The organism is Bradyrhizobium sp. USDA 376, from assembly GCF_054063675.1.
On the sequence record NZ_JBSSGN010000001.1, the window covers coordinates 350,763 to 369,024 of the forward strand.

Below are 18,262 nucleotides of genomic sequence, written 5' to 3' on the forward strand. Positions count from 1 at the left end.
AAGCAGGCCGCAAGTCTGGCTTCCAATCCTTCATACTTATTGAAACCTACAGGTGCTCACCTGCGATGTAATGACGTGCGCGATCTCGCGCTCTAGATCTCAAGGCGAGCTACCTCGACGCCACGTGAACTTCTTAGGCTCGTTAGATCACACGAGCATCGTCGCGCCTTGATAAGGGGCACGCACGATCACATCGATGTCTTCGCGTGCGTTGTACATGCCGAGGGACACAGAGCTGGCCCCGCAAATTCGGACAGTAGCTTGAGTGGATTTTCTGCCTGACAGCGGCGAGGATTCTTGCTGCGAATCAGGAGCGAAGATGACGAAGAAGAGCCGCCGGACGCATTCTCCGGCATTCAAGGCGAAGGTTGCTTTGGCTGCGGTCAAAGGCGGCAAGACACTGGCGGAGCTGGCGCAACTGTTTGATGTTCATCCGAACCAGATCACGATCTGGAAAAACCAGCTCCTGGAAGGCGCCGCCGGCGTGTTTGGGCATGACAAGACATCGGCCGAGACGCCGGTCGATTTGAAGGCGTTACATGCCAAGATCGGCGAGCTGGCGTTGGAAAACGATTTTTTGTCCGGCGCGCTCACCAAGGCGGGCCTGCTGAGCGCAAAGCGATGATCGACCGCGGTCATGATCTTTCTATCGTGCGCCAGGCGAAGGTCCTGAAGCTGGCTCGCAGCACGGTCTACTATGAACCTCGGCCAGTTTCGGCCGAGGACCTTGCCTTGATGCGTCGGCTCGATGAGCTGCATCTCGATTATCCCTTCGCGGGAGCGCGTATGCTGCGATCGTTGCTGCGGCGGGAGGGCGTATACGCCGGTCGCCGCCACATCGCGACGCTGATGAAGCGCATGCGGATCGAGGCGGTCTATCGTCGCCCGAACACGAGCAAGCCGGCTCCGGGTCACAAGATCTACCCGTACCTGTTGCGCGGATTGAAGATCGAGCGGCCCGACCATGCGTGGGCAATGGACATCACCTACATTCCGATGCGGCGTGGCTTCGTCTATCTCGCGGCGGTCGTCGATGTGTTCAGCCGACGGGTCCTGGCCCATCGCGTCTCGATCACAATGGAGGCGGCCTTCTGCGTCGAAGCGGTCCAGGAGGCGTTGGCGAAGCACGGCAGGCCCGCGATTTTCAACACGGACCAGGGCAGCCAGTTCACCAGCCTCGAGTTCACCGATGTGCTGCTGGACGCGAAGATCGCCATCAGCATGGACGGCAAGGGCGCCTGGCGCGACAACGTGTTTGTCGAGCGGCTCTGGCGCACGGTCAAATACGAAGAAGTTTATCTCCGCAATGGCCGCATGACCGTCGCCGACGATTTTGTCGTCGCTCTGGTCGGGCTACGCCCTCCCGACGCAACGACAAAATCGTAAAGCCCCGCGTTCAGCATAACCCGGCAGGAATCCACTTAAATCCAGCGGGGCGCTGTCCAAACAACCGGGGCCAGCTCTCTTCGAACACGGGGCTAGTACCCGGAATCAGAGCTGAGTGATACGGCGGCCTTTGAAACGGCGTTGACGGACCTTTTTCTTGGTCCAGACGAAGGGCTCGGCTCTGTCGTTGTATGCGTTGACGTAGGCATCGATGTGTTCCTGAAGCTGCTTGAGGCTCGTGAAGGAGGTGCCGCTGAGCGACTGCCCCTGCAAGATGGAAAACCATACTTCGACCTGATTGAGCCATGACGCACTTGTCGGCGTGAAATGAAATTGCACGTTGGGGTGGGCCTTGAGCCAGTCCTCGTTCTTTTTATGGGTGTTGAGGTTGTCGAGGATGACGTGAAGCTTGCGGTTCGGAAAAGTCGCGGTGACGCTGTTCATGAAATCGAGAAACTCGACGCGGCGCCGGCGTTTTGAATGGGTCGCGATGATCTTTCCGGTGGCGACTTCGAGCGCCGCAAACAATGTTGTGGTGCCATGCCGCTTGTAATCGTGGCTTTGGCCGGTTAAGGCGCGGCCATTGGGCAACTTCAGATAACCCTGCGCTCGCTCCAAAGCCTGGATCGAGGGCTTCTCGTCCACGCACAGCACAATGGCCTTCGCCGGCGGCGCGACATAGAGGCCGACAACATCGGCGGCTTTGGCCGTAAAGTTCGGGTCGTTGCTCTCGCACCAGGACTTGCGAGCCACCAGGTCAATCTTGTGGCTGCGCAGGAACCGCCAGACATATTGGACATCGACATCGCCCAGCGCCTCGGCCAGCAGGGGGCCGGTCCAGCGCGCAAACCCTTGCGGTGGCGGCTTATCCAGCAGCTTCAGAATCCGCTTGTCGGTCGTCTTCGTATAGATCGGCTGCTTGCCAGGCCGCGGCTTGTCTTGCAGCCCTTCAAGGCCATGGTCGGCATAGCGATGCCGCCAAAGGCTGACAATCCGCGGCTGGACCCCAACTTCCTTGGCGATCGACCGGGTGCTGCGCCCATCCGCCGCCAACAGAACTATCCGCGCCCGCTTCAAATCGCGCTGCAACGTCACCGGTGAGCGACAGCACGCCTCAAGCACCTTGCGATCTTTCCTCGAAAGGTGGACTTCTCTTGCTTCGGGTATCATCCCGACCTTGAATCACGACTCACGTTCCAAGAAAAGTGGGTACTAGCGAGCGAGGAAAACGGGAGACGGGTCGCAAAGGCGGCTGTTTTGGATATTATCTTCATCATGCTTCGTGCAGGAGCCCCTCTCATCGGCTGCCGCTCCTATGCGGGCACGCAAGTATCTGGCACGGGGCAAACCACGGCGCACTTTGGCGCGTCAGAATGCCCCTCACATTGGGTACACTGGGACGGATTGATCACATAGATGTCGTTCTTCAGGCTAATCGCGGCATTGGGACACTCGAACTCGCACGCACCGCAGACCGTGCATTGGGATGCGATTATCTTGTAGGCCATCAGTGCTATTCCATAAGCAAAAGGTGCGGAACAGTTTCTTGCTATCAAGTCTTGTGCCAGACATCTTGAGCTTGATTCATCTGAAGAAATTTCGATAACGCAGGTCGCCGACCCGATACGGTGTCGCAAATCCTACAACGAACATGACAATCTGATCTCGATCCTGTGGTTTGCGCATGATCGGTGTCACGGCCGTCAGCGATCAGGTAAACCACCTTCTCCAGCATTAGGGAACGATCCGAGATCCTTAAGGCCGCCTGCCGCGGCTATGATCGATGTGTCGCGACATCATGGAGCTGTCCGGGCAAGTATCAGGTCGCCCGCGGCGCATCTTGTCGGCTTCACTCAATGGGACCGGAAGGTACATCGTCTCCCTATCCTGGCGGCGGTTGAGGCAGGCGTTCGTCCGGTGATCCTCTGCTTCGTTCCGCACTCCTAATCAATACTGGCGGAGGTCAGTTGATTAATAGCCGAAAAAAAGAGCCACCCCGAAGGGTGGCCTTAGTCAGGGAGGAAACGCCCATGAGGGCCTCTGGGATCAGGCCGCAGCCTGTTCGATCGGGGAGAAGGGCAGCCCGAGGCTCTCGGCCACCGCCTTGTATGTTAGCCGGCCCCGATGGACGTTGAGGCCTGCGCGCAGATGTGGATTCTCGAGTACGGCGGAAAAACCCTTGTTGGCCAGAGCCAAACCAAACGGCAGGGTCGCGTTATTCAGTGCCTGGCTCGAGGTTAGCGGCACGGCACCCGGCATATTGGCCACACAATAATGAATGATGCCATCTACTTCGTATGTTGGATCAGCGTGAGTGGTTGGGCGCGATGTCTCAAAGCAGCCGCCCTGATCGATAGCGACGTCCACGAGTACGGCTCTCTTGCGCATTGAGCTCAGCATGCTCCGGCGGACCAGCTTCGGAGCGCTTGCCCCTGGGACGAGCACCGCACCAATCACCACGTCCGCCGCAAATACCTCTTCCTCCACGGATTCGATGGTCGAAAACCTAGTGCGAACCCGTCCTTCGAATAGCTCGTCCAGCTCACGGAGCCGGATGATCGAACGATCGATGATGGTCACCTCTGCGCCCAGACCAGCCGCCATGCGCGCGGCGTGCGTACCGACGACCCCACCTCCAATCACCACGATTCGGGCAGGCTGAACCCCGGGCACCCCACCGATCAGCAGCCCTCGCCCCCCTGTACTCCGCTTTAGAGCGCTACCCGCCGCTTCGATCGAAAGCCTGCCCGCGACCTCGCTCATCGGCGCCAGCAGTGGAAGACCACCATGAGCATCAGTTACGGTCTCATAGGCGATTGCAATGCATCCAGATTTCAAGAGGCCGGCAGCCTGTTCCGGGTCCGGGGCCAAGTGCAAATAGGTGAACAGGATTTGATCCTCACGCAGCTGGGACCATTCGGCCGGCTGAGGCTCCTTGACCTTTACGATCATCTCGCTCGATGCGAATACCTCAGCTGCCGAAGTTAAGATCGTTGCGCCGGCATTGCGATAATCGCCATCGGTTGCACCAATGCCAGCGCCGGCATTGGTCTCGATCATCACGCGGTGGCCCGCTGCCACGTATTCACGGGCAGCTCCTGGGGTAAGGCCCACGCGATATTCGTGCGCCTTGATTTCCTTTGGAACTCCGACCTTCATTTGAATACTCCCTGCCTGACGCGCCTTCTTATCGGAAGCGCGCAGCGATATCGCGACGCAGCCGGGCAAAATGGCGCAGGAATTCAGCGATATTTGCGAGGCTTCGCAGGATTTCAAACCCAGGGGTGCTGGGTAGATCGTGTGATCCTGTTCGCTGAACTTAGCCGTCGAAAACTGCGCGATGCCGGTGAATCGTTCCGAATTGCAGTCGCGGCCCGCAGAAAAGCCAACAACCGAAATCCAGCCTCGCCGAACTCCTCAAGCAGCAAAGACGGCAATTTGCCAATTAGGTAGGATTGCCTATCAAGCGAAACGCTTGTTGAGCTGAGGGCTAATGGCGTTGTCAGTAAATGGCGGCCAAGAAATGGACGTTGCGCAGCCTGTTCAACAGATCCGAGGCAATTGTTCCCCCCACAGCCAGTCGACGATTCGCCGGCCGCCGAAATCGGTCGTCATCTGCACAAATTTGTGATCGTCAGCCTCCGCCTCACCGATATCGGCCGCATTGGACCCGAGGGGGTGCGCCTTCATGGCTGCGAGAACGGCATCGGCAGAATCCGGCGCCACGATCGCGACGAGCTTGCCTTCGTTGGCAACATGGATCGGTTCGAGTCCAAGCAGTTCGCAGGTAGCCGCAACCGCAGGCTTCACCGGAATCATCGATTCCTGCAGATGGAAGCCGAGCTCTGATTGAAGCGCGATCTCATTGAGAGCCGCAGCGAGCCCGCCGCGCGTAGGGTCGCGCATCACCCGGATGCCGCCACCGCCAGCGGCAACCATGGCCGCAGCGAGACTATGCAACGCTGCTGAGTCGGAGACGATTTCGGTTTGAAATGCAACGTTCTGACGCTTTGACATGATCGCCACCCCATGATCACCGAGGCTACCGGACAGCAGCACACGGTCCCCGACCTTTGCCTTGTCAGCGGAAAGATCGAGCCCATCGGCCACCAGCCCGATCCCGGTCATAGAGATGAACAGACCGTCCGCCTTGCCACGCTCGACCACCTTGGTATCCCCGGCAATGATATAGACGCCGGCGGCACATGCCGCCGCGCCCATCGACTCCGCGATCGTCTTGAGATCCGAAAACCGGAAACCCTCCTCGATGATAAAGCTGGCCGACAAATAGAGAGGACGCGCACCGGACATCGCGATGTCATTAATCGTGCCGTGCACAGCCAATGACCCGATGTTGCCGCCAGGAAAGAACAGTGGCGAAATCACATAGCCATCAGTCGTCATCACCATCCTGCCTGCGGTAACATCGAACGCCGACTGATCATTGGAGCCGGCGAGCCATTCATTACCGAAGGCCTGATGAAAGAGGCCGGAGATTAGCTGTGCCATGGCACGGCCTCCGGCCCCGTGGGAAAGTTCAACGCGTCCGTTCTCCACATCGAGCTTGCGTTGATAGGCTTTCACGCTCATGACGTCTGCCTCGCCTGCTCATCGCGAACTCGGCGATAGGTCCAATACGCCGCACAAGCTCCTTCTGATGACACCATGCAGGCTCCTATGGGCGTTTCCGGCGTGCAGATATTGCCAAACAACTTGCAATCGATCGGCCGTTTGGCGCCACGCAGGATCGCGCAGCATTCGCAGGCCGGATTGTCTGCGACACGCAGGTCATGGATCGCAAAGCGCGTCTCGGCGTCGAATTTTGCATATGATTGCTTCAGCTTCAGTCCGCTGTTGGGTACCAGTCCAAGCCCGCGCCATTCAAACTGCTCACGCAGCTCGAAGACCTGCGAGACCTCCTCCTTGGCGCGCCGGTTGCCTTCGCGTGTCACTGCACGGCTGTATTGGTTTTCCACCTCGTGGCGGTTTTGGTTCACTTGCCGCACCAGCATCAGGACAGCCTGCAGCACGTCGAGGGGTTCAAATCCGGCGACCACGATCGGCTTCTCGAATTGTTCCGCCATGGGCTCGTAAGGCTGCGTACCGACAATGGTGCTGACATGTGCAGGCCCGATGAAGCCGTCAATGGGGACCCCGCCCGTGTTGCGGATCTTCGGGTTCTCGAGAATGCGGTGCATCGCAGAGGGCGTAAGAACGTGATTGCAGAACACGCTAAGGCCCTCGAGCCGCTTGTGCTCGGCAATCCTGATCATGACCGCCGTCGGGGGCGTCGTGGTCTCAAATCCGATGGCAAAGAAGACCACTTCGCGGCCCGGCGTCTGTTCGGCGAGCCGGATAGCGTCGAGGGTCGAGTAGACCATCCGAATGTGGGCACCCAGCGCTTTGGCAAGCAACAGGGACTGCCCTTGCGACCCAGGCGCGCGCATCAGGTCGCCGTAGACGCACAGAATGACCTCTGGCCGCTCGGCGAGCCGGATCGCCATGTCGATACGGCTCGCCGGCAGAACGCAGACGGGACAACCGGGCCCGTGGATCATCCGAACGTTCGCGGGCAGCAGATCCTCAAGACCGTAGCGGGAGATTGCATGAGTGTGTCCACCGCAAAATTCCACGAACCGGTAGGCTCGTTGTGAACTGACCTCAGCGTCAATTGCTCGCGCAAGTTCCTGCGCGATAGTCTTGTCGCGAAATTCGCTGGAATATTTCACGATCGGCATTCCTTCGCAGCGCCTAGCTCCTGCAGGAGCTCTAGCGTGCGCTTGGCTTCCGCCGGATCGATCTTAGCGAGCGCATAGCCGACATGGACCAGGACGAAATCGCCGACGTCGAGCTCGTCGAGGAGGGCAATCGATATCTCCAGGTTGACGCCATCGATGAACACGAGGGCCATTTCGTTGGGAAGAATTTTCGCGATCTTTGCCGGAACCGAAAGACACATATCAGGCAGCTCCTGCCCGGCGGGCGGCTGTTGAGCAATCTTTAGAGCCGCAATCCAGGCCTGGCCGAGGCTCAAACCGCCGTCATTGGGCGGCAGCCGTCGCGGTACCAGGGGGGTAAGACCGGCATCGCTGCACCCCCGCGGGATTTTGTCCGCCAGCACCGCGTTCAGGAAGCAGCCGCCGCTCAGAACCACGGTATTGATGCCGGTTGTCCGCGCAGAGCGTGTGACCCAGTCAACGCAGGCAGCGGCTAACGTGCCATGAAACAGCCCGGCTCCTCCGGCAGCGTCAATGTCATCAGCAATCAAACGTGAAAATAGCGGACCAAGGGACAGCACGCCGCCCTCGATCGTCCAGCCGGCTTCCAGAATCGTAGTACCCCGCACCAGCGCTTCGAGCTTCAACGCTGCTTCGCCGTCATAGCTCTGCAGATTCGCAATACCTAGCAGCGCCGCTGCCGCGTCGAACAACCGTCCCGCACTGGTCGTGGTGGTCCCGCCCGGCTGATCGAGCAAGTCCGACAGACAGCCGGCTTGCCGCTGCGCGGCAAAGCGCTGCCCGATTTCGTTACCCCGGCCGAGCCCGTGTAATACTGCGCTGGCCATGCGCCACGGCTCGCGGGCTGCACGATCTCCACCCGGTATCTGCAGGGGCGCTAAGTGCCCGATGCGCTGGGACGACGTCTCTTCGCACAACAATAATTCGCCACCCCAGTTACCGCCGTCGGAGCCAAAGCCATGGCCATCGAGCACCAGGGCAAGCGCAGGTCCCGCATGGCCGTGCTCAGCGATTACTGCGGCAGCGTGTGCATGGTGATGCTGAACCGCGACTAGCGCGCGAGCATTTGCTTCCGCAAACCGGGTAGAAGCCATATCGGGATGCAAATCATGGGCGACGGCGACAGGCTCCACGCCGAGGCTCGATGTGAGGTGCCGGATCGTCTTCTCGAACGCACGGATGCTTTCGGCCGTATTTAGATCGCCAATATGCTGAGAGACGAACGCTTGGTCGTCCCGCGTGATGGTGACGGTCGACTTCAGTATCCCGCCGACGGCGAGCACGGGCGGGACAGACCTTGCAAGCCGAATTGGCTCGGGAACATAGCCGCGAGCACGACGGATGAATTGGTCCCGGCCAGCGGCCACCGAAACCACGGAATCATCAGCGCACGCCAAGATATCGCGATCATGGGTCACGACCAGGTCGGCGACCCCCTTGAGCTGTCTCAACGCCTCCACGTTATCGATCAGCAGGGGTTCGCCGTAGAGATTTGCACTGGTGACAACGATGACCGGGCCAGCCTCTCCACGCTGCGGCAACGCGGCAATAAACTCAGACGTACGGTGCCCCTCGACCTCGATGAGAACGCCCTCGGGACCATTGATGACAAATCCCGCCAATCCGTACCGCATGGCTAGTCCATAGACGTAGGGACGAAAGCCAACCCCTTGCACTGCTCCACTCACGCGCACGCGCAGTCGCTTTCGATCGCAGGTGGCTGCGGCGCTCATCGCCTTGCGTCCTCTAAGGCGCGCCTCTGACGGCGCGCCTGCCTGTTGATCCAGGCGTAGAGCGCGCCAAAGCCCTCGCCAGTACGAGCCGAAACGACAAGCACGTCAATCTTTGGGTTGACCCGTCTGGCATACTCAGAGCTGGCCCCGGTTGTTTGGACAGCGCCCCGCTGGATTTAAGTGGATTCCTGCCGGGTTATGCTGAACGCGGGGCTTTACGATTTTGTCGTTGCGTCGGGAGGGCGTAGCCCGACCAGAGCGACGACAAAATCGTCGGCGACGGTCATGCGGCCATCACCATAGCTTGCGTGCCGAAGTAAGCCTCGTCGGGCGTGCGCCCGTCAAGGCTCGAGTGAGGGCGTCCCTGATTGTAGAAGGCCAGATACTTGGCAATTGACGCTCGCGCCTCGGACACGCTGTCGTAGGCGCGGAGATAAACTTCTTCGTATTTGACCGTGCGCCAGAGCCGCTCGACAAACACGTTGTCGCGCCAGGCGCCCTTGCCATCCATGCTGATGGCGATCTTCGCGTCCAGCAGCACATCGGTGAACTCGAGGCTGGTGAACTGGCTGCCCTGGTCCGTGTTGAAAATCGCGGGCCTGCCGTGCTTCGCCAACGCCTCCTGGACCGCTTCGACGCAGAAGGCCGCCTCCATTGTGATCGAGACGCGATGGGCCAGGACCCGTCGGCTGAACACATCGACGACCGCCGCGAGATAGACGAAGCCACGCCGCATCGGAATGTAGGTGATGTCCATTGCCCACGCATGGTCGGGCCGCTCGATCTTCAATCCGCGCAACAGGTACGGGTAGATCTTGTGACCCGGAGCCGGCTTGCTCGTGTTCGGGCGACGATAGACCGCCTCGATCCCCATGCGCTTCATCAGCGTCGCGATGTGGCGGCGACCGGCGTATACCCCCTCCCGCCGCAGCAACGATCGCAGCATACGCGCTCCCGCGAAGGGATAATCGAGATGCAGCTCATCGAGCCGACGCATCAAGGCAAGGTCCTCGGCCGAAACTGGCCGAGGTTCATAGTAGACCGTGCTGCGAGCCAGCTTCAGGACCTTCGCCTGGCGCACGATAGAAAGATCATGACCGCGGTCGATCATCGCTTTGCGCTCAGCAGGCCCGCCTTGGTGAGCGCGCCGGACAAAAAATCGTTTTCCAACGCCAGCTCGCCGATCTTGGCATGCAACGCCTTCAAATCGACCGGCGTCTCGGCCGATGTCTTGTCATGCCCAAACACGCCGGCGGCGCCTTCCAGGAGCTGGTTTTTCCAGATCGTGATCTGGTTCGGATGAACATCAAACAGTTGCGCCAGCTCCGCCAGTGTCTTGTCTCCTTTGACCGCAGCCAAAGCAACCTTCGCCTTGAATGCCGGAGAATGCGTCCGGCGACTCTTCTTCGTCATCTTCGCTCCTGATTCGCAGCAAGAATCCTCGCCGCTGTCAGGCAGAAAATCCACTCAAGCTACTGTCCGAATTTGCGGGGCCAGCTCTCTCGATGGTCTTTTCCAAATCGAATTCAAGCAGCGGCGCCAGATCGATCTTGTTGATCACCACGAGGGATGAAGCAGCAAACATATCAGGACATTTGAGGGGCTTGTCTTCACCTTCCGTAATCGAGAACACCACGATCTTGCAGGCCTCGCCAAGATCGAAGGCAGCGGGACAGATCAGATTACCGACGTTCTCGATGAAGAGAATGCCGCCTGAAAGCAGGGGCAAGCGGCGATAAGCTCCGCCGATCATTGCAGCATCGAGATGACAATTCTTGCCGGTATTGATTTGAACGGCTGGCACGCCGACAGCCTGAATACGTTCAGCGTCGTTCGAGGTCTGCTGGTCGCTTCGATGACACCGACCGGGCGGCTGCGCTTGAGCTCGGACGCGGCACGGACCAGCAGCGTCGTTTTACCTGCACCGGGACTGGATAAAAGATTAAACACGAGAACGTCATCGGCAAGGAAGAGGGCCCGGTTGACCGCCGCAATCCCATTATTCTTGCCCAGGATATCGCGCTCGATCTCGATGACCTGCTTTCCGCTCATGCCCCCGACCCTTGAATCAGCCGAGCCGGCGCCGCCGCTCGGAAGCGGCTGTATGCCATGTGCCTGATGGTGGGCCGGCCGGCGAAGAGGAGAATGGCCATCGCAAGAGTCCCGCACATGGTCATTGTATCGCTCGTGGCTCTTCGCATCATTTGACCTCGAGTGTTTGGTCGTCGGTGTACCTTCCGTGCAGCCGCAAACGGTACACATCAATCGATCTCCAGCGCTTTCACGCGCATCTGTTCGCCCGCGGTTACCTGCAACTGATAACTGCCGCAGCAAGGACAGCAATCACCCCGGCGTGCAATTTCAACGCTCTTCGAACAGCTCATGCACCAGGCAACGCCCGGTAGTTCAACGATATTAAGCGCGGCGCCTTCGGCAACGGTCCGCATTGCAGCGACAGCAAAGCAGAACCTGATCGCTTCAGGCGCGGCATGACTCAGCGTTCCCAATTCCAAACAGACGCTCCGCACCCGCGAAGAGGATCGCTCCCGTACCTTCTCCTCGACGATCTGAATGATCCCCATGCAAATGGCCATTTCATGCATCGTGAAATTCACGAAAATTGAGAGTGAACCCGACGCACGGATCCAGCGACGCAATCACCGCGTGGACTGCATCACAGCGCCGCGGAGCTGTCAGCACGGCGCCCTGCAGGTTCCGTACAAGCGGTCCGCGCTTATGGAAATTCCACTCCGTCGGCGCCAGGAATTCGAAGCGAGATATCCGGCCGTGAGCGTCAAGCTCAACAGCGTGGTAGAGACGTCCCCTGGCGCATTCGACCGCGGCCGCTGCACGACCGGGCCCAAGCTTATATCTTTCGATAATCCCATGCTCTGCGGTATCCGGCTGAGCGCCGGCCTCAAGCCAGGCACATAGCCCGGACGATTTCAACTATTCTGGCCATCAGCCGCTCGGCCGCACCGAAGGGTCTCAGCAAGAACCGATCCCGGGTCATTTGGCGCGCCCAAGGACCCGTCTCAGGCACATGTCCTTCCAGATCCGGACAATCGCAAAACGTCGAATCATCCCCGAGCAATCGCTTCGCGATGTTGAAGTCGTCAGCAGCGGACAGGAACGAGTATGCTGCCGGAGCCGACTTCAAGCCGGCCTCATGAAGCGCCGCGACGCGAAGCGACAGTGGGCTGCCGGACCTGAGCGCGCGTCCCTCATTCGGTACGCCCAGCGCGGCCAGCGCCGCCGCGATCCGCGCTGTTGCTTCCCGTTGAGGGGGGCACGAGGCTCGCTGGGCGGAGCGAACAAGCGCTGACAATTCCGACATCAGGGAGCGGATTGCTGCCGCACTGGCGACCTCTAGCGTGAGATGTCCGGCAAATAGGCCCCGTGCCAAATCCATGATGCGCTCGGTAACGATCAGCGCAATACGATGCTGTTTTTTTTTGCGAGGGTGATCACTTCGTCGCGCGCCGTTTCGATCGCGGTCAACAGTGCGGTTTGCTGCGCAGCGGCACATAACGCGAAGAGCCGCGGCACTGCGTTGAGCAGTGACGAGGCCTGCTTTCCGGCGAATATCCGACCCAGCGGCGGCCGGACTCGCGGCTGGATCTCGACCGAGGCGACTACGTCGGCAGCTAGCAATACGCGGACATGGATTTTGTTGCTTGCAGTGAGGTTCATGCGCAATGCTGCCCCCTCCCCCCGCGCAAGCTATGATCCATCCGAAGGCGCCGTCTGTGGGATCGCAACTGATGTCGAGTGCCCGAGCGCATCATGTGAAGTACGCCTCGAGAATTTCCTGCACGCGTCCGGCAGAGTCCTGGAAATCCTCGTCGGCAGCCAACGCAACAATCGGCACGCCCCCGACCTCCACCGTATCAAGGATGATGTTGTCCGTAGAATTGAAGAACTGCACGGACCAAACATTCCTAGTCCCGGTCGCCTGCACTCTGCAGGCACCGTAGCCCCGCAACATGAGTTGGACGGGTCCGTTGCCCAAGCTTTGCTGCAGGAATGTCAAGTCGACAACGCTCATTGGCAGTAACGTCAGATTGATGACATGCGCATTCATGCAAAATTGCCAGACGCTGGCCCGCTCGCGTATTTCGGCCAGCACCGGTTGAACGTTCATCGCGCCATCCGGCGGCGTGTCAATCAGAAGTTCGGTTGATGTCAGGTCAGTTGCGGCACGCCGGACAATCTGCGGAATCGCTCCAACCTCGACATATTCGTGCGCCGGTTCGGTTCCGATGCGCACGCGCCAGATTCCGGCATGCACGGACTCCCGGATTGGTGCCAAACTGCCGTCCTGCAACGCAACCACCCGGTCACCTCGCCTTCCCCGAGCAATTCGTCAATCAGCTTGCGCTCGGCATCGCTGAAATTTGCGAGTCCGTACAATTGTGTCGGATCACCGCTTCTCTGACCCCCAACAGCAGCAGCGACATTTGACATTAGCAGGGCAGCGTTCGGATACTTCCTTGCACATTCGTCGCAAACCCGCCAAACGCGATTGACAAGCGCACTTGTCGCGCCGCGATAGAATACATCGAGAGTTCCAGAACCTGTGGTAAAGCCGCTCGCCGCGCGGCCGGCGCCGCCAGATACAACGGGGATCGCTGCTTTCACGATGCGATGTTCCATTGTCTGTGTCGAGGGGTATTGCACTTGCCGGCGCCGGTGCTGCCGGCGAGTGCCCAAAGGATCGGTGAGGAGATGCGGTTGATCGTGAGCAAACGATCCGGTCTCTTGCCGATCAGGCAGAGTATATTGTTCCTCGGGGATAGGCGCGGCGTCGACAGTCTACGCTGGCCGGGCCGGCCGGTCAGTGTGCCACCAGGGCCGCGCGAGGGTGCTTCACTGATCCGCAGAATATGTAGGGGATCAGCCGCCGGCAGCGGCATCAAGGTCGCCTTCCTGGGAACGTGCGCGACCAGGCGCGCATCGGCGCTAACGCCCTCCACGTCGTCGGACGGAGCGGGCCGTGTCAGAGCATGCTGAGCCGGCTGCAACTTCATCACACTCCTCTCTGATCATGATCGGTTCTGCCAGCATGGCGGTTAGCAAGGCGCATGCCAATCATCTCTAGGTGCGCGAGTCGCGTTCGACCCAACGGCGTAGCGCCTGACGTTGTCCAAGCCGATGGTCCTGCGACTGGAATCCGGTCTATGAACCCCAGCCGGTGCAAGGGAGCGGAAGCGCTAGCGTAGGTGCTCCGGCAATTGCGGCTCGTGACCGATCAAGTCCGCAAAGAAGCGATCGCAGCTCTGACCGTTGAGGCTGGCCTCAAGCCCGTCAAGTGCTTTGCAGATCAGCCTTGCTTCGTTTTCGTCCAGGAGCCGCACTGCGCTGTCGATATGAACGAGCACCTTGGCGCCGGCCCGTACATCAGCGAGCAGCACGACGGAGATGCGCCGCTGCTCATTGCCATACTCGCATAACGCGGTGACACCGTCGGTCTCGACAATCGTCATTGGCAAGCCAAGGCACATGATCAGCCGCAGGCCGCTAGATCGGCTCTGCCTTTCATTTCATAATTCGCATGGTCAATATTGTTCGCCAACAGCCGTTCTGATGCAGGCAGCGGCGCACTCCGCGGTTTTGCCGGCGAGTCCCACTGCTCTAGGAGCTTACAGGCCAGTCTAATCGCGGGGGCAATCTGAAAGCGCACCGGCGCGGTCAGCGGACCGCCCCAATTCTCCAGATCCATCGGCTGGCAGCCGATAAGAGCGAGCTCTCGCGGGCGGCGGCCAAGCAAATCGGCCGCGCTCAAGACCTCCTGGAAGCCCATCTGATGCAGGCTCACCTTCTTGGCCCCCGTGAATTTTGGCACTTCGTCATCTCGTACAAGCTCCAACTGCCCGGGCAGCAATCCATAGTCGATGGCGTCGAACACGATCAGGCAGTCGGCCCCCTCAAGAAAACTAACGAGGTAGAGCCCCTGGGTGCCGCCATCGAGAACGGTGACGTATCATCGACCGCGTAGCTACGATGAAACTCCTCGACCGCACGCACACCGAATCCCTCATCGGCCCACAGAACATTGCCAATGCCGAGCACCAAAATCCGCTTTTTCTCTGTTGAATTGAGCATCCGCTTCCCAGTCAATCGCCAAACCAATGCTCACCTACTTGATAGAAGGGAAGCTGCGGCGCGACACGACGTCGTCCCAGAGCACCGCGTAGATGTGGACCAGCGCGAACATCACGATCACCCACAGGCCGAGATGATGCCAGGTGTGAAAGTCCTGGCTGTTCGGCCAGAGTGAAAACACCCAGCCGAACACCTTGTACTGCCAGCTGTCAGTACCGGCACCTTGCCCGTAAAGTGCAAAGCCGGTGACGACCATGAACGTGATCGTCTGCGTAAACATGAAGAACATTGCTAGCTGAGCAAGGCGGTTGTGCCCGAGGCCCCTTTCAGGCTCAACCGCAAGGAACGAATACCGGCGAATCTCGTGGTGCAACTCCCGCCAAAAGCACCGGCGCCAAAGCGGCACGCAAAAGATCTGCATGGCGTGCGCGTTTCCCATCAAGGCCCAGTAGATACGCAGAAGAAAGCCGGCGCTGAGTACATATCCCGCCGAGAAATGAGCAAAGCGGATATAGCCGAATAGAAAACCGCCGCTAACGATTCGCTTGCCGGAACGATCGAGATTGAACCCATTCGGCGTCTGGACGGCCACCGTCGTTACCTCCTCAACTCGGCTTGCCTTTGTGGGCAGGGCGATCCGGCCGGTGCCTCAACCGCTTCGCGGCGGTGACCGCCGCGTGGGCAGCGACCGCTAGCCCCACCACGCCGGCAGCGGCCATGCCGATCTCGTCGGCGTTCTGCTCGATGCCGAACTGCTTGATGGTCGTGAGTCGGTCGTAAAATGACCCTTTATCCCAGAAGCCATCTTCGGAGCAGCCGAGACAGCCGTGGCCGGATTGAATGGGAAATGAAACGCCGCCGTTCCACCGAAGGGCCGAACAGGCATTGTAGGTGGTTGGTCCCTTGCAGCCCAACTTGTACAAGCAATAGCCCTTGCGTGCGTTGGTGTCGTCCCACTCTTCGACGAATTGACCAGCGTCGAAATGGGACCGCCGGTAGCACTTATCGTGAATGCGCTCGGAATAAAACATACTTGGACGCCCTTGGTGATCAAGCTTTGGAAGCTTTCCGAACGTGGTAATGAAAGTCACGAGGCCGCTCATGACCTCTGCGATCGGCGGGCCCCCGGGCACCTTGATGAAGGGCCTGTTGGTGATTACCTTATCGATCGGCACCGCGCGAGTCGGATTTGGCTTGGCCGCCTGCACGCATCCCCAGGACGCACACGTGCCCCAAGCGACGATCGCCATGGACTCTTCCGCCATCGACGTGAGCTTTTCAACGAACGGCTTGCCGCCGTCAATGCAGAACATGCCACCCTCGTTCAAGGGCGGGTTACCTTCAACGGCAAGCACATATCCGCCTTTGTACCTGGCACGGGTTTCCTCCAGGATGGCCTCAGCCTGGTGTCCTGCCGCCGCCATGATCATATGGTCATAGTCGAGCGAAATCATCGACAGCAGCGCGTCCTTGATCAAGGGATGAGCCGAGCGGATAAAGCTTTCCGAGCAGCAGGTACACTCAAGCCCGTGCAGCCAGATGACGGGCACTCGCGGTTTGGTTTCCAGGGCGTGCGCAATACTGCTTGCACCAAGCCCCAAGCTCGCGGCCGTGAAACTGCAGAATTTAAGGAAACTGCGACGCGTGATACCCTGTCGTCTGATCACGCCGTAGAAGGTTTCCGTTGCATCACCGATGAAACCTTCCAAGCGAGTTGTCGCCAGCGTTACGATTGGTGATGTTCGGCAAGAAACAAGCCAGCAGAGCGAAACACCTGAAAGATAACAAGCCACCGCTTTAAGATTTTCGGCTTGTCGAATCCGGCCAGCGTCCCAGAAGCTAGGCCATTGATCTGCTACGCTATTGGTGTCCAGTTTTCGACGTCGATGTGAGCACTTTAACAAATCAAGCCGATCGTTCACCGCTGAAGGGAACTACGCTCCTGCAGGCGGCACTCATGATGCCGATTGTTGAATAGAATTGGTTCAGTCGACGGGCACCACATTGCCCGGCCTCAATCAGACTTGCCGATCGCTGACCAACGGTGCGTTAAAGCGCTCATAATCGAACCTAATGCAGGCAGCACGTACCAACGCGGTTGCCGAGCAAGGAACAGAGCCCGCAAGGGACTGAGAATGTGGTGCGCACGTTGGCTTGACTTTAGGTCTGATTTGATCCGATCTGCCCCTGGTTCCAAGGGGCTCCTCGCCTACGGGGCTGTGCGCGGCGACAGGCTGGACGTTTAGAGCGATCGCCCTGGCAAACCTAAGATGATTCGTTGCCTCGCCCGGTACAATGTCTGTCGATGATGGCTAAGGTGAAGATTGTCGCAAATGCGAACATCACCATACCAGCGGCAACCACACTTCCTCGTGCCAGCGCGGCTCTTGGACGTAGTCCACGACATAGGCCGACAACACCTTGGTGCGTCCAGGAATATTTCCGCCGATCATCATCACGACGCCGAATGTGCCTATCGTGTGAGAAAATCCAAGCACGGCCGCTTTAACGAGCTCCAGTCGCGCCAGCGGTGCGATGATAGCAACGAAGCCATACAATGGCGAAACACGCCCTGTCATTTCCAACGGGTGATCGCCAACCGCAAGAAAGGCGTTACGTATCGGCTGCACGACCAATGGCAGCGCCGAGAGCACCGATCCGACCACGATCCCGACGAAGGTAAGAGCGAGCGTGCGCTCGCCCCAGAAAGAGGCGAGAACGCCGCCGGGTCCGTCGGGGCCGAGCAGAACGAGTACGCAAAAGCCGAGAGCCGCTGGGGGTAGTACCAGCGGAAGGGCAATTAGCGCAGCGACAGCCTCGCTCAGAAAAGTCTTTGAACGCGCCAGCCACCAGGCGAGGGGCACACCAATCACGAGGAGGATCACGGTCGTCACGCTAGCGAGCTCTATCGTGAGCGCAATGGATTGCGAGATCTCTGACGAATCAAAATCCATGTGCGTCAGCCCGCCAACGAGCGCAGGTCGCCGTATCGCGATAGTGATTGCCTGCACGTCGGGCTGCCCAGCGATGTGGTGCGAATAGCCATTTGTTCGTGCGGCAGCTCGCTCTGTCCCCCAAATTTACGCGCACCGTTTCTGCGAGCAAGAGCAGCATCGCAAGGCTCATCGGCAACTCCTGTGACAAGTCCGCTTCGTCCCACCCGACGGCGGCAGCTTCTCATTTGTCATCAGCAATTCGAGTGCCACGTGCGAACAGCGGCGGCGCTATGCTTATGTGAAAGCACTTTGCGTAGACGCCGACGTCACCGTGGAGTGGACCTAACGCTTTGTCAGGTTTCTG

General features: G+C 59.3%; 16 protein-coding genes and 4 pseudogenes. 1 reads left to right on the plus strand and 19 read right to left on the minus strand.

Features of this window, described 5'->3' with window-relative positions:
- Nucleotides 1–319 precede the first annotated feature (319 nt).
- Nucleotides 320–1,305 (plus strand): annotated as a pseudogene (locus tag ACVJ19_RS01500) (IS3-like element ISRj2 family transposase); the annotation flags it as partial.
- Between the two features lie 186 nt (nucleotides 1,306–1,491).
- Here the strand turns inward: ACVJ19_RS01500 and ACVJ19_RS01505 are convergent.
- From ACVJ19_RS01505 to ACVJ19_RS01595, 19 genes and pseudogenes are all read right to left on the minus strand, one after another.
- Nucleotides 1,492–2,556: an IS630-like element ISRj1 family transposase gene (locus ACVJ19_RS01505; RefSeq protein ID WP_011084514.1), complete on the minus strand. Its 1,065-nt coding sequence runs from the start codon at nucleotides 2,554–2,556 to the stop codon at nucleotides 1,492–1,494.
- A gap of 143 nt (nucleotides 2,557–2,699) precedes the next feature.
- The gene (locus ACVJ19_RS01510; RefSeq protein ID WP_011084548.1) at nucleotides 2,700–2,894 is read right to left on the minus strand and encodes a 4Fe-4S binding protein; all 195 of its coding nucleotides are present in this window, start codon (nucleotides 2,892–2,894) and stop codon (nucleotides 2,700–2,702) included.
- Nucleotides 2,895–3,432: 538 nt separating this feature from the next.
- Nucleotides 3,433–4,545, minus strand: coding sequence for an alanine dehydrogenase (gene ald / locus ACVJ19_RS01515; RefSeq protein WP_011084547.1), 1,113 nt, complete (start codon nucleotides 4,543–4,545; stop codon nucleotides 3,433–3,435).
- Nucleotides 4,546–4,929: 384 nt separating this feature from the next.
- Complete coding sequence (gene hypE / locus ACVJ19_RS01520) at nucleotides 4,930–5,976, minus strand: hydrogenase expression/formation protein HypE (protein WP_340671989.1); 1,047 nt, start codon at nucleotides 5,974–5,976, stop codon at nucleotides 4,930–4,932.
- On the minus strand, nucleotides 5,973–7,115 hold the full coding sequence (gene hypD / locus ACVJ19_RS01525; RefSeq protein WP_026312945.1) for a hydrogenase formation protein HypD: 1,143 nt from the start codon (nucleotides 7,113–7,115) through the stop codon (nucleotides 5,973–5,975). Before hypD ends, hypE begins: the two co-directional genes overlap by 4 nt.
- The gene (locus ACVJ19_RS01530) at nucleotides 7,112–7,345 is read right to left on the minus strand and encodes a HypC/HybG/HupF family hydrogenase formation chaperone (protein ID WP_080588819.1); all 234 of its coding nucleotides are present in this window, start codon (nucleotides 7,343–7,345) and stop codon (nucleotides 7,112–7,114) included. Before ACVJ19_RS01530 ends, hypD begins: the two co-directional genes overlap by 4 nt.
- Nucleotides 7,346–7,363: 18 nt before the next feature.
- Nucleotides 7,364–8,878: pseudogene (locus ACVJ19_RS01535) on the minus strand (Kae1-like domain-containing protein); the annotation flags it as partial.
- 262 nt (nucleotides 8,879–9,140) lie between these two features.
- A protein-coding gene (locus ACVJ19_RS01540; protein WP_109866565.1) for an IS3-like element ISRj2 family transposase occupies nucleotides 9,141–10,270 on the minus strand; the annotation gives its coding sequence in 2 pieces (ribosomal slippage) (nucleotides 9,141–10,018 and nucleotides 10,018–10,270; 1,131 coding nt in all).
- 37 nt (nucleotides 10,271–10,307) lie between these two features.
- Nucleotides 10,308–10,661 carry a hydrogenase nickel incorporation protein HypB gene (gene hypB, locus ACVJ19_RS01545; protein ID WP_231166591.1) on the minus strand — a complete coding sequence of 118 codons (354 nt, stop codon included), beginning with the start codon at nucleotides 10,659–10,661 and terminating at the stop codon, nucleotides 10,308–10,310.
- The gene (locus ACVJ19_RS01550) at nucleotides 10,607–10,909 is read right to left on the minus strand and encodes a P-loop NTPase family protein (RefSeq protein WP_014497976.1); all 303 of its coding nucleotides are present in this window, start codon (nucleotides 10,907–10,909) and stop codon (nucleotides 10,607–10,609) included. Before ACVJ19_RS01550 ends, hypB begins: the two co-directional genes overlap by 55 nt.
- 209 nt (nucleotides 10,910–11,118) lie before the next feature.
- Nucleotides 11,119–11,460, minus strand: a complete 342-nt coding sequence (hypA, locus tag ACVJ19_RS01555) for a hydrogenase maturation nickel metallochaperone HypA (protein ID WP_011084541.1) — start codon at nucleotides 11,458–11,460, stop codon at nucleotides 11,119–11,121.
- Nucleotides 11,453–11,806: a nickel-dependent hydrogenase large subunit gene (locus ACVJ19_RS01560; protein WP_014497978.1), complete on the minus strand. Its 354-nt coding sequence runs from the start codon at nucleotides 11,804–11,806 to the stop codon at nucleotides 11,453–11,455. Before ACVJ19_RS01560 ends, hypA begins: the two co-directional genes overlap by 8 nt.
- 480 nt (nucleotides 11,807–12,286) lie before the next feature.
- The gene (locus tag ACVJ19_RS01565; RefSeq protein ID WP_018648280.1) at nucleotides 12,287–12,550 is read right to left on the minus strand and encodes a hypothetical protein; all 264 of its coding nucleotides are present in this window, start codon (nucleotides 12,548–12,550) and stop codon (nucleotides 12,287–12,289) included.
- A gap of 91 nt (nucleotides 12,551–12,641) precedes the next feature.
- Nucleotides 12,642–13,498 (minus strand): annotated as a pseudogene (locus ACVJ19_RS01570) (hydrogenase expression/formation protein).
- Between the two features lie 572 nt (nucleotides 13,499–14,070).
- On the minus strand, nucleotides 14,071–14,361 hold the full coding sequence (locus tag ACVJ19_RS01575; RefSeq protein ID WP_011084536.1) for a HypC/HybG/HupF family hydrogenase formation chaperone: 291 nt from the start codon (nucleotides 14,359–14,361) through the stop codon (nucleotides 14,071–14,073).
- A 2-nt stretch (nucleotides 14,362–14,363) separates the two neighbouring features.
- Nucleotides 14,364–14,962 (minus strand): annotated as a pseudogene (locus ACVJ19_RS01580) (HyaD/HybD family hydrogenase maturation endopeptidase).
- 34 nt (nucleotides 14,963–14,996) lie between these two features.
- Nucleotides 14,997–15,554, minus strand: coding sequence for a Ni/Fe-hydrogenase, b-type cytochrome subunit (gene cybH / locus ACVJ19_RS01585; protein ID WP_018648279.1), 558 nt, complete (start codon nucleotides 15,552–15,554; stop codon nucleotides 14,997–14,999).
- A 13-nt stretch (nucleotides 15,555–15,567) separates the two neighbouring features.
- A complete protein-coding gene (locus ACVJ19_RS01590) occupies nucleotides 15,568–16,659 on the minus strand; it encodes a hydrogenase small subunit (protein WP_166344949.1) in 1,092 nt (363 codons plus the stop codon).
- Nucleotides 16,660–17,304: 645 nt separating this feature from the next.
- Nucleotides 17,305–17,916 carry a molybdate ABC transporter permease subunit gene (locus tag ACVJ19_RS01595; protein WP_011084530.1) on the minus strand — a complete coding sequence of 204 codons (612 nt, stop codon included), beginning with the start codon at nucleotides 17,914–17,916 and terminating at the stop codon, nucleotides 17,305–17,307.
- Nucleotides 17,917–18,262: the final 346 nt, after the last annotated feature.

Excerpts from the sequence above, each read along its gene's own strand:
- ACVJ19_RS01505 (WP_011084514.1), bottom strand. The coding sequence starts at position 2,556 with ATGATACCCGAAGCAAGAGAAGTCCACCTTTCGAGGAAAGATCGCAAG.
- ACVJ19_RS01510 (WP_011084548.1), bottom strand. The coding sequence starts at position 2,894 with ATGGCCTACAAGATAATCGCATCCCAATGCACGGTCTGCGGTGCGTGC.
- ald (WP_011084547.1), bottom strand. The coding sequence starts at position 4,545 with ATGAAGGTCGGAGTTCCAAAGGAAATCAAGGCGCACGAATATCGCGTG.
- hypE (WP_340671989.1), bottom strand. The coding sequence starts at position 5,976 with ATGAGCGTGAAAGCCTATCAACGCAAGCTCGATGTGGAGAACGGACGC.
- ACVJ19_RS01530 (WP_080588819.1), bottom strand. The coding sequence starts at position 7,345 with ATGTGTCTTTCGGTTCCGGCAAAGATCGCGAAAATTCTTCCCAACGAA.
- ACVJ19_RS01550 (WP_014497976.1), bottom strand. The coding sequence starts at position 10,909 with ATGAGCGGAAAGCAGGTCATCGAGATCGAGCGCGATATCCTGGGCAAG.
- hypA (WP_011084541.1), bottom strand. The coding sequence starts at position 11,460 with ATGCATGAAATGGCCATTTGCATGGGGATCATTCAGATCGTCGAGGAG.
- ACVJ19_RS01565 (WP_018648280.1), bottom strand. The coding sequence starts at position 12,550 with ATGAACCTCACTGCAAGCAACAAAATCCATGTCCGCGTATTGCTAGCT.
- ACVJ19_RS01575 (WP_011084536.1), bottom strand. The coding sequence starts at position 14,361 with ATGTGCCTTGGCTTGCCAATGACGATTGTCGAGACCGACGGTGTCACC.
- ACVJ19_RS01595 (WP_011084530.1), bottom strand. The coding sequence starts at position 17,916 with ATGGATTTTGATTCGTCAGAGATCTCGCAATCCATTGCGCTCACGATA.